At 30.2% G+C, this 11,148-nt stretch carries 13 protein-coding genes; 11 read left to right on the top strand and 2 right to left on the bottom strand.

Going from position 1 to position 11,148, the window contains the following annotated elements:
* Window positions 1–27: 27 nt before the first annotated feature.
* Window positions 28–759, bottom strand: a complete 732-nt coding sequence (locus KA468_RS01075) for a biotin--[acetyl-CoA-carboxylase] ligase (protein WP_291241105.1) — start codon at window positions 757–759, stop codon at window positions 28–30.
* 84 nt (window positions 760–843) lie between these two features.
* Between KA468_RS01075 and rsfS the strand changes: the two genes are divergently transcribed.
* From rsfS to KA468_RS01040, 7 genes are all read left to right on the top strand, one after another.
* Window positions 844–1,212, top strand: a complete 369-nt coding sequence (rsfS, locus tag KA468_RS01070) for a ribosome silencing factor (RefSeq protein ID WP_291241104.1) — start codon at window positions 844–846, stop codon at window positions 1,210–1,212.
* Between the two features lie 7 nt (window positions 1,213–1,219).
* Window positions 1,220–3,199 (top strand): ATP-dependent zinc metalloprotease FtsH, encoded by a 1,980-nt coding sequence (ftsH, locus tag KA468_RS01065; RefSeq protein WP_291241103.1) that lies wholly within the window; start codon window positions 1,220–1,222, stop codon window positions 3,197–3,199.
* Between the two features lie 98 nt (window positions 3,200–3,297).
* Window positions 3,298–3,900 carry a lactate utilization protein B/C gene (locus KA468_RS01060; protein WP_291241102.1) on the top strand — a complete coding sequence of 201 codons (603 nt, stop codon included), beginning with the start codon at window positions 3,298–3,300 and terminating at the stop codon, window positions 3,898–3,900.
* A gap of 1 nt (window position 3,901) precedes the next feature.
* Window positions 3,902–4,705: a phosphatidate cytidylyltransferase gene (locus tag KA468_RS01055; protein WP_291241101.1), complete on the top strand. Its 804-nt coding sequence runs from the start codon at window positions 3,902–3,904 to the stop codon at window positions 4,703–4,705.
* The gene (locus KA468_RS01050; protein WP_291241100.1) at window positions 4,698–5,360 is read left to right on the top strand and encodes a phosphatidylserine decarboxylase family protein; all 663 of its coding nucleotides are present in this window, start codon (window positions 4,698–4,700) and stop codon (window positions 5,358–5,360) included. Before KA468_RS01055 ends, KA468_RS01050 begins: the two co-directional genes overlap by 8 nt.
* Entirely contained in the window at window positions 5,361–5,645 is a 285-nt protein-coding gene (locus KA468_RS01045; protein ID WP_291241099.1) for an acyl-CoA-binding protein, read from the top strand.
* 44 nt (window positions 5,646–5,689) lie between these two features.
* Window positions 5,690–6,463 (top strand): superoxide dismutase, encoded by a 774-nt coding sequence (locus KA468_RS01040; RefSeq protein ID WP_291241098.1) that lies wholly within the window; start codon window positions 5,690–5,692, stop codon window positions 6,461–6,463.
* A 74-nt stretch (window positions 6,464–6,537) separates the two neighbouring features.
* On the opposite strand, the gene KA468_RS01035 is transcribed toward KA468_RS01040, so the two are convergent.
* Window positions 6,538–7,434: a hypothetical protein gene (locus KA468_RS01035; RefSeq protein ID WP_291241097.1), complete on the bottom strand. Its 897-nt coding sequence runs from the start codon at window positions 7,432–7,434 to the stop codon at window positions 6,538–6,540.
* 116 nt (window positions 7,435–7,550) lie between these two features.
* Between KA468_RS01035 and KA468_RS01030 the strand changes: the two genes are divergently transcribed.
* The 4 genes from KA468_RS01030 (at window position 7,551) to rny (ending at window position 11,052) form a co-directional block, all read left to right on the top strand.
* Entirely contained in the window at window positions 7,551–8,591 is a 1,041-nt protein-coding gene (locus KA468_RS01030) for a formimidoylglutamase (RefSeq protein WP_291241130.1), read from the top strand.
* Window positions 8,592–8,696: 105 nt separating this feature from the next.
* Window positions 8,697–8,987, top strand: a complete 291-nt coding sequence (locus KA468_RS01025) for a hypothetical protein (protein ID WP_291241096.1) — start codon at window positions 8,697–8,699, stop codon at window positions 8,985–8,987.
* 2 nt (window positions 8,988–8,989) lie between these two features.
* Complete coding sequence (locus KA468_RS01020) at window positions 8,990–9,283, top strand: cell division protein ZapA (protein WP_291241095.1); 294 nt, start codon at window positions 8,990–8,992, stop codon at window positions 9,281–9,283.
* A 209-nt stretch (window positions 9,284–9,492) separates the two neighbouring features.
* On the top strand, window positions 9,493–11,052 hold the full coding sequence (gene rny, locus KA468_RS01015) for a ribonuclease Y (protein ID WP_291241094.1): 1,560 nt from the start codon (window positions 9,493–9,495) through the stop codon (window positions 11,050–11,052).
* Window positions 11,053–11,148 lie beyond the last annotated feature (96 nt).

Below are 11,148 nucleotides of genomic sequence, written 5' to 3'. Positions count from 1 at the left end.
ATTTAATACCTGTTTTTAGATGACTATTTAATACAACATTTTTAGTTGTTTGATATCAAATAATTGTAACGAGTCGTCTTCCAATTCTAATTCCAACAAACCATTTGGTAAAACTTGTTTGATAATTCCCATAAATTTAACTTTATCAGCTTTTTCAAAAGCCATTGGAACATCTTTTTTAAATAAATTTTCATGGTACAAATTCCAAAAATAAGAACCACCTTCATTTTTATATAAAGCAAGATTACTTTGAAATTGGGATAGAAACAGCATCAATACTTCTTCCTTATTAAATTCTTTTCCCGAACTATTTTTTAGAGAACTGGCTTGAGGTAAATTAATAAAATGTTCTTGATTCACATTTATGCCAATCCCAACAATTGAAAGTATCTCCGAAGCACTTTTAAACTGATTTTCAATTAAAATACCACAAATTTTCTTTTTATCTGCCAAAATGTCGTTTGCCCATTTAATGGCTAAGTTTTCAATTTTTATGTTTAAAAACGTTTGAAACAAACTTACTGCAACTAGCACATTTAAATTAAAAACCTCCTCTGCACTAACCAAAACATCTTTAATCAAGACGCTGAATGTTAGGTTTTTACCCTTTTCAACTTCCCAATTTGCACCACGCTGTCCTCGCCCATTAATTTGATTTTCTGCTACCACAACTGTAAAATTAGCCACCGTTTGTTTGGCAGATAATTCTTTTAAATAACTGTTTGTAGAATCAATGGCATTGAGTTTGATAATATGCATATAAGAAATTTAATTATTACTTAATTTAAGTTACAAAAATAAAGACAAAAAATGATACCTTTGCATAAAACGAATAAATAATAGATGACGAAAAATATTAGCACAGATGATTTACTATCAAGTATCATCAAAGGAATTGAAGATGTAAAAGGATTAGATATTGATATTCTTGATTTAAGAGGGATTGACAATAGCGTTTGTGATTATTTTGTAATTTGCAATGGAAATTCAAATACGCAAGTAAACGCAATTGTAGGTTCGGTACAAAAAGGCGTGTCTAAAGAACTAAAAGACAAACCTTGGCATATAGAAGGAACAGATGTTGGCGAATGGGTATTAATGGATTATGTTAGCATTGTAGTACACGTATTTCAAAAACACATTAGAGAATATTATAATATTGAGAGTCTTTGGGGTGATGCTAAAATTACTTCAATAGAAAATAAATTTTAAACCCATTATGTCAGAAAACGAAAATAAAAACAAACCTATTATTAAGGTAGTAAAGCTTGGCCCTTGGTTTTTTCCAATTTTAGCCATTTCTGTTATTTTATTAATTAACTTTTTTAATGGCGGTTTAGATATGAATTATCCGAAATCGACCTCTATTTCTTCTTTTTATGATTTGTTAAGTAAAAACCAAATTGAAAAAGTAGATATTTTAACAAGTACTTCTGGTAATACAGCCGAAGTAACTTTAAAAAAAGCTGCATACGTTGCTTCTAAAGATGAAGAATTAAAAAAAGCAACCAAAGAAAAAGGACCGCATTACTTAGTAAAAGATGTGGGTAGTTTAGACCTTTTTCAAAATGAATTAAAAGAAGCGAAAAAAAATAAGTTAATTTCTGCTTACGACATACAACCTACAGGAAACTGGGGAGACCTCTTCGTAGGCATATTACCATTCATATTAATAATAGGATTTTTCTATTTCATTTCTAAAAGAATGGCTGGAGGCCCAGGTGGTGGGGGCCAAATTTTTAGCATTGGAAAATCGAAAGCAAAACTATTTGATGAAAAAAATGATGTAAAAGTTACTTTTGAAAACGTAGCCGGTTTAGAAGGTGCTAAAGAAGAAATTCAAGAAATTGTAGAATTCCTTAAAACACCTGAAAAATTCACAAGTATTGGTGGTAAAATTCCAAAAGGTGCCTTATTAGTAGGACCTCCAGGAACTGGAAAAACCTTACTTGCAAAAGCCGTTGCAGGTGAAGCTAACGTGCCTTTCTTCTCATTATCAGGATCTGATTTTGTAGAAATGTTTGTAGGAGTTGGAGCCTCTCGTGTTAGAGATTTATTTAAACAAGCCAAAGAAAAAGCCCCAGCAATCATTTTTATTGATGAAATTGATGCAGTTGGTAGAGCCCGTGGTAAAAACAATATGTCTGGCGGAAACGACGAAAGAGAAAATACACTAAATCAATTACTAACTGAAATGGACGGTTTTGGAACCAATTCAAATGTAATTGTATTAGCTGCCACAAACAGAGCAGATGTTTTAGACAAAGCATTAATGCGCGCAGGACGTTTTGACAGACAAATTTATGTGGACTTACCAGATATTAGAGAACGTAAGGAAATATTTGAAGTACATTTAAAACCAATTACAAAAGCAGAAACTTTAGACACTGAATTTTTAGCGAAACAAACTCCTGGATTTTCTGGTGCCGATATTGCCAATGTATGTAATGAAGCAGCCTTAGTTGCAGCAAGAAAAAACAAAAAAGCAGTTGACAAACAAGACTTTTTAGATGCTGTTGACAGAATTGTTGGTGGTTTAGAAAAGAAAAATAAAATTATTACAAAAGAAGAAAAACACGCCATTGCCATTCATGAAGCAGGTCATGCTACAGTTAGTTGGATGTTACAACACGCGGCGCCTTTAGTAAAAGTTACTATCGTACCTCGTGGACAAAGTTTAGGTGCGGCATGGTATTTACCTGAAGAGAGACAAATCGTTAGGACAGAACAAATGTTAGACGAAATGTGTGCAACAATGGGTGGAAGAGCTGCTGAAAAAGTAGTTTTCGATAAAATTTCAACAGGTGCACTTTCAGATTTAGAAAAAGTAACCAAACAAGCTCGTGCTATGGTTACTGTTTATGGTCTGAATGATAAAATTGGAAATATTACATATTACGATTCATCTGGACAATCGGATTATAATTTTTCAAAACCTTATTCAGATGATACTGCAAAAGTAATTGATGCTGAAATTTCAGGTTTAATTGAAGAACAATATCAAAGAGCCATATCTATTTTAACAGAAAACAGGACTAAATTAGAGGAATTGGCAGCCGTTTTAATTGATAAAGAAGTTATTTTTAAAGACGATTTAGAAACTATTTTTGGAAAAAGACCTTTCGATATTGAAGACAAAAAACCAGAAACAATGTCGGAAATTATTGCCGAAACCGATGAAGAAATAGTAACTGAATAAGTTATTAACAATATTTTGTATAAAAAATCTTAACTTGAAAGTGATTTTAAGTTAAGATTTTTTTATATTTGGTGTTTAAGAATTGTTACAGATATAAAATGAATATTTTCAAAAAGATATTTGGCAATCAAGACGTGACTGATAATCAGGAAAATAACGTCGAAAAAAGCCAATATGCACCAGACATAAACACGCCTGTAGATGAATTATTTACCATTAATTTTAAAAATAATGGCGGAAAATTTATTTATTGTTCTAATATGGAAGAAGCTCATGAGAACTTTGAAAATATTTTAGAAGAAAACGATTGGTTTGAAAATGAAGTACAATGTTTTGATTCAAGATTATTTAATTTTCTTAAAGAAAACAGATTAGAATACAAAAACGCAACAAACCCATCATTCTTTTTTACTGCTTGTGAAAACTTAATTGCTGATGAAGGTTCTATTTTATTTTCATCCAAACAATTAAAACAATTCAAAATAGACGAATTACCTACAAATATTATTGTTTATGCTTCAACCAGCCAACTTTTAATGACAAAAGGCGATGGTTTAAGAAACATCAAAACAAAATACGATAAAGAATATCCTACAAACATTACTGCCATTAAGTATTTTGAAAAAACAAAAGAAGAAGATTTTCTTCATTATGGAAGTTGCCACAAAAACTTATACTTAATTCTACTAGAAGATTTATAAAATGACTGAAAATGTAACAAGAGCTATCAGTGGTGCTGTTTATATTGCATTACTTGTTTTCTGTACGTTATTTTCACCAATAACATTTCATATACTATTCACTGTTTTTATGTGTTTAAGTATTTATGAATTTTCTAAAATGACACACTACAAATCATATTATTTATTTGCTATTGGTGGTATTTTAATTTCTATACTTTTCTTTTTAAGTCAGTTACCCCCAATTAATTTAATTTATTTAGCCTTAGGTTGTGTTATATTTAATACTTTGCTTTTACTTAATTTATTTAAAAACATTTCGTTTCATAAATACCACAAAAAACACAGTCATTTTTTCCTTTATATTACATTGCCTTTTATATTATTACTTTCCATACCCAACTTTATAAATCCAGCAAAATATGAAATTGTTTTAGCTATATTTATTATGATTTGGTGTAATGATACATTTGCTTATTTAGTTGGGAAATCGATTGGTAAACACAAATTACTTGAACGAGTTTCTCCAAAAAAAACAATTGAAGGTTTTATTGGCGGAGTCGTTTTTACAATATTAGCTTCTATACTAATTAGTCAATTTTATACTTTTTTTAGTTTAACTTTGTGGATTATTAGTGCATTAATTATTTCAATATTTGGTACACTTGGAGATTTAGTTGAATCTAAATTTAAAAGAGAAGCCGGCGTTAAAGATAGCGGTAATATTATGCCCGGACATGGTGGTATATTAGACCGCTTAGATAGTGTTATTTTTGTTATTCCATTTTTATATATATTATATTTAATTTATTTCTATTATGCTTAAGTTTCATCCAGAAGGCGCTAAAATTATATTGATTTCAACTTTAATTACCGTTTTAGGTATTTTTGGTGTAGACTATTTATTTCACGACAGTAACATTATAATTTGCAAAGTTTTACAAGTAGTCCTTTTAGGATTTTTAGTACTAATTCTTCAGTTTTTCAGAAACCCAACTCGAATTGCTGCTATTAGTGACAATCATGTATTGGCACCCGTTGATGGAAAAGTTGTAGTAATTGAAGAAGTATTCGAATCTGAATATTTCAAAGACAAAAGATTAATGGTTTCTATTTTTATGTCACCAATTAATGTGCATGTAACTCGATATGCTGTTAACGGAATAGTGAAATATAGTAAATATCACCCTGGGAAATTCTTAGTGGCATGGCATCCTAAAGCAAGTGAAGAGAACGAACGTACCACAATTGTTATTGAAAATAAAGTATATGGAGATATTTTATATCGTCAAATTGCTGGCGCATTAGCTAAAAGAATTGTAAACTATGCTGAAGTAGGTATGACTGTAATTCAAGGTGATGATGCTGGTTTTATTAAATTTGGTTCAAGAGTAGATTTATATTTTCCAATAGGAACGCCTATAAATGTAAAATTAGGAGACAAAGCCATTGGAAACAAAACTATAATTTCGAAAAAATAAATGAGCGAATTATCTTTAGATGAAAAATTCAAGGAAGCGATTCAAAATGCCAATGAAAAAATTCCTAAAACTTCTGTACCGCAAGATGTACAGTTAGTACTCTATGCCTATTACAAACAAGCGCTTTCCGAGAACATAAGCTATAGTCATCACGGCTATGAATCGGATGAAGTTATTACTGCTTTTAAACAAAACGCTTGGATGCAGGTTAGACATTTATCTGCCAACGAAGCGAAAGAAAAATATATTGAAATTATAAATCAAATGTTAAAAGATAGACAGTAATGTGTATCTTTTTTTATTTTTGTAGAAAGATAAAATTCTTAAACATGAAAAATAAAATACTCGTATTGCTTCTAATTTCCGTTTTAAGTACTAATTGTAAAAAAGAAAAAGAGCTTATAGAAGTTACCATTCCTGAACCAGAAAAAGTTGAAAAAACCACTTTAGGAAATCCTTCAGATGTGCAAGCCGAAGATGAAGAAGGAGCTTTCAAAATGAATGGTCTACCTTATTCTTACAATAGTTTAGAACCCTTTATTGATGCAGCTACTATGGAGTTACACTATTCTAAACATCAATTAGCATATTGTAATAAACTTAATGCCGCTATAAAGGAAACCGATTTGGCTTCAAAATCTATAGAAGAAATTCTAAAGAAATTAGATACAAGTAAATCAGACATCAGAAACAATGCTGGTGGATATTACAATCACAATTTATTTTTTGAAATATTAAGCGTTAACAATGGCGATGCAACTGACGAAGTTTTAGAAGCCATAAACAAAGATTTTGGATCCTTTGACTCATTTAAAAATGAATTTTCAGAAAGTGCTACAAAATTATTTGGCTCGGGTTGGGTTTGGCTTATAAAAGATAATTCAGGGAAATTAGTCATCACAACAACAGCTAACCAAGATAATCCATTAATGCCGAATGCAGAAAAAAAGGGAACACCTATTTTGGCTTTAGATGTATGGGAACACGCCTACTATATTAAATATCAAAACAAAAGAAAAGACTATGTTAATGCGTTCTTTAATGTTATTAACTGGAAAAAAGTAAATGAAAAATTTAAAGAATCTACAAATACAACAGAATAAAAAAAAACGCTTCAAATATTTGAAGCGTTTTTTTATAATTCGTTTTTAAGTATTTTACTAAAAACTAATTTCTATTACTTTAATTGAAAACTGCTTTTTGAAACCAATTCTCCTTTTTTATCAAAAACATTAACAAAATAAGTACCTGATGAAATATTTTTTACAGATAAATCTTCTTGAACCTGAACTGTTTTGTTTTCATATTTAATAGTTTTCTGAAAACTATATGGTAAATATGTTGTTCCAAATGTTTCTGTTTTCTTTTCACCTAACACATTGTTTTTGCTATCAATTACTTGAACATAATACGTTCTGTCACCCGTTTTCGCAACCTGATTTTCAGCAATAGTAAATCCTATTTTTAATACATCTGCTTTACTGGCTTTATCTGTATTGATTTGTTTTCCAGAACTTTTTTGTTTTACCGCTAAAGTGGTTAAATTTAAAACCGATAATCGTTGTGCTTTTTCAACTGTCTTAGACAAATTTTGATTTTTAGCCACTAACGTATCATTTACTGTTTTTGCATTTGTTAATACAACATTAGTACTATCTAAGTTTTTAGTTAGCTTAGAATTATTTTCTTTCAAAACATTGTTTTCGGCAATTAAATTATCCATTTCGCGTTTTAGTTTTACGTATTGCGTTTTATATTTAGACAATTCAGCTACACTTCCGTCAGATTTTTTAATTTTCTCCAACAATTCCATTATCTTAGCTTGTTCTTCTTCCAATTCTCCTTTCAAAGCAGTATTATCCGCAATGGCAACATCATATTCTGCAATTTTAGATTCCAATTCTGCTTGAAATTTTTCTTTTTCAGTAAGTGTTTTAGACAAACTTGAATCCACTGCATCTTTATCTTGTTGTAATTTGTATACATAAGCTAATGTTCCCATTAACAATAAGACTAAGATTAATACAACAACTTTTAATCCTGAATTTCTAGAATTTGATTGATTTAACTCCATTTTTAATTTGATTTTATTTAAATTTCACACAAAAATAAAATTTTATTTATTTCTATTACTATATAACGTAATGTATCTTTAAAATATTATATTTGAAAACACTTTTAAAACACAAAATGGATAAATTAAACGTATTCAGTTCTAGAGATATAGCTAAAATTACGCAACATAGAAGTGGCGAAATAAAGTTTGGAGAAAAAATAATAACAGTTCCAACTGAAGAAAATTGGATTGAATTTATAACACTTTCCGAAGCAAAATTTGTTTTAATTGGTTTACCCGAAGATATTGGAATTAAAGCTAATTTGGGCAGAACTGGCGCTGCTTCAGCTTTTGAAAGCACGTTAAAAAGCTTAGTAAACTTTCAACATAATAAATTTTGCAAAGGCAACGAATTACTTGTTTTAGGTGAAATAAATTTTTCTAAAGAAATGGAAATTTCCAAAAATTTAGACACTCAAAACAAAGAAGATCGAAAAAAACTATTTCAATTAGTAGAAAATATAGATAAAGATGTTTCTTTTGTAATTAGCACAATTATTAAAGCTAATAAAATTCCAATTATTATTGGAGGCGGCCATAACAATGCCTACGGAAACATAAAAGGACTAGCCCTAGCAAAAGGAATGCCTGTAAATGCTATTAATTTTGATGCTCATACCGATTTTCGAATTATGGAAGGTCGTCATAGTGGAAATGGTTTTACATATGCTTTTGAAGAAGGCTTCTTGAAAAAATATTTTATCTTCGGTTTACATGAAAATTTTGTATCAAAAAGTGTCTTTAATACTTTAAAAACTATTGAAGAAAGAGTAAAATATGTAACTTATGAAGAAATAGCGGTACGAAAAACCAAAAGTTTTACTACAGAAATCAACCAGGCAATAAAATTTATTTCAAATACACCATTTGGAGTAGAACTTGATTTAGATGCACTACCTAACATTCATAGTAGTGCTATGACTCTTAGCGGTTTTAGTGTTGAAAAAGCCAGACATTTTATTCATTTAGCTGGAAAAGAAGAACTTGCCAGTTATTTACATATTTGTGAAGGGGCACCTGACTTAGATATATCGAACAATAACCATTTAACGGGGAAATTAATTGCAACTCTAATTTTAGATTTCATCAAGAGTAAAAAACTTGAAGAAAACTAACAAACAATTACGGAATAAAAAAACTTTATTTTTTTTTGAAAAAAAGTATTGGATTTCGAGTTTGAAGTTTTAAATTTGTAAAATCAAGAAAAGAATTGAGTTGTAATGAGTGAATTGTCGAAAATTATTGATTCCTTAGAAGTAAAATTCTTTAAATTATCTAAAAAAATAGAGAATTTAGAGCAATTGAACGAAAGTTTATCTAACGAATTAAGCGCTTTAAAACAAAACGCTCAACAAGAAAATAAGAATATCATCTCTTTAAAACATGAGTTGGAAAGCTTAAAAATAACAAATTCTCTTCTGGGCAGTGAAGAATACAAGAAAGAAACAAAACTGAAAATAAATTCGTTGATTAGAGAAATCGACTATTGTATAGCACAACTTTCTGAATAATTATGACAGAAAAGTTAAAAATAAAAATTTCAATTGCAGACCGAGTATACCCATTAACAGTGGAAACTACTCAGGAGGAAGGTCTACGAACCGCATCTAAAAAAATTGATGCTACAATTAAAAAATTTGAAGCCAACTATGCAGTAAGAGATAAACAAGATGTATTGGCAATGTGCGCCTTACAATTTGCTTCTCAAATAGAACAAACCCAAATTGATACTTCTACAGATACCGTAGAAGCATTTGAGAGATTAAAAAAACTCGACGAAAAAATAGAAGGTTTACTTTCAAAATAAGAAAAACGTTCATACAAAACACTAAAGTACTGCCCACATTAGTAAATATTTGATAAACTCAACACTAACTATTAAATGAGTGAATTTGCGATACTAAAGCACGTTCCGATTTATCGGAAATCCTTGAACATCGTTTTAGCTCAAATCCTGTCTGAATCGAGTTTATTCAAACACCTAATGTGGGCTTTTTTATTAAACAAAACCTAACTATGGAATTAACAAGTATACTAATTGGAATCGTCGGATTGGCTATAGGATTTGCAATTGCTAAATTTTTAGAAAAAAGCAATGTTTCAAATCTTATTAAAAACGCTAAAAAAGAGGCGAGTTCAATTTTAAGAGATGCGAAAGCAGAAGCTGAAACTGAAAAAAGAAATAAGCTGTTACAAGCTAAAGAGCGATTTTTAGAATTAAAATTAGAACACGAAAACGAAATTTTGTCTAAAGACAAAAAAATGGCAGAAGCCGAAAAAAGAACAAGAGATAAAGAATCGCAAGTTTCGAGTGAATTGGCAAAAGCCAAGAAAATAAACGATGAAGCAGAAGCTAAAATTGTAGAATACACCAACAAAATTGAAAACTTAGAGAAAAAATCACAAGAAGTTGACAAATTACACAAAAGTCAAATTGAACAACTTGAGGTTATTTCTGGTTTGTCTGCAGACGATGCAAGAAACCAATTGGTTGAAAGTTTAAAAGCAGAAGCCAAAACCAATGCAATGGCGCACATTCAAGAAACTATTGAAGAAGCCAAAATGCAAGCGCAACAAGAAGCTAAAAAAATCATTATTAGTACGATTCAGCGAGTTGGAACAGAAGAAGCAGTTGAAAATTGTGTATCTGTTTTCAATATTGAATCTGATGATGTAAAAGGTAGAATTATTGGTAGAGAAGGAAGAAACATTAGAGCTATTGAAGCAGCAACAGGCGTTGAAATCATTGTTGATGATACACCAGAAGCTATTATCCTATCTTGTTTTGATCCTGTAAGAAGAGAAATTGCACGTTTGGCACTTCATAAATTAGTTACAGATGGTCGTATTCACCCAGCTCGTATTGAAGAAGTTGTTGAGAAAACGAAAAAACAAATTGAAGAAGAAATCATTGAAGTAGGAAAACGTACCGTTATCGATTTAGGAATTCACGGTTTACACCCAGAATTGATTAAAATTGTAGGTAGAATGAAATACCGTTCTTCATACGGACAAAACCTATTACAACACTCAAGAGAAGTTTCTAAATTATGTGGTTTAATGGCTGCAGAATTAGGGCTAAACGTAAAATTAGCGAAAAGAGCTGGTTTATTACACGATATTGGAAAAGTACCAGATACTGAAAGTGAATTGCCTCACGCTATTTTAGGAATGCAATGGGCTGAGAAATATGGTGAAAAAGAAGAAGTATGTAATGCTATTGGAGCCCACCACGATGAAATTGAAATGAAATATTTAATTTCTCCAATTATTCAAGTGTGTGATGCAATTTCTGGAGCAAGACCAGGCGCGCGTCGTCAAGTATTAGATTCTTATATCCAACGTTTAAAAGACTTAGAAGAAGTAGCTTATAGCTTCCCTGGTGTTAAAAACGCATATGCTATTCAAGCAGGTAGAGAATTACGTGTTTTAGTAGAAAGTGAGAAAGTTTCAGACGATTTAGCTGCTACATTATCATTTGAAATTTCACATAAAATTCAAACTGAAATGACGTATCCTGGTCAAGTTAAAGTAACTGTAATTAGAGAAACTCGAGCGGTAAATATTGCGAAGTAATTTCTAAATTAGTATACATTTAAAAGCCCAATTTCAATTGAAATTGGGCTTTTTATTTATAACATATTTTATGTAATCTATTTTAAAACAGATAAA

The organism is Flavobacterium sp., from assembly GCF_017985075.1.
In the GTDB taxonomy this organism is placed as follows: domain Bacteria; phylum Bacteroidota; class Bacteroidia; order Flavobacteriales; family Flavobacteriaceae; genus Flavobacterium.
This window is presented reverse-complemented; position numbering and strand designations above follow the sequence as displayed.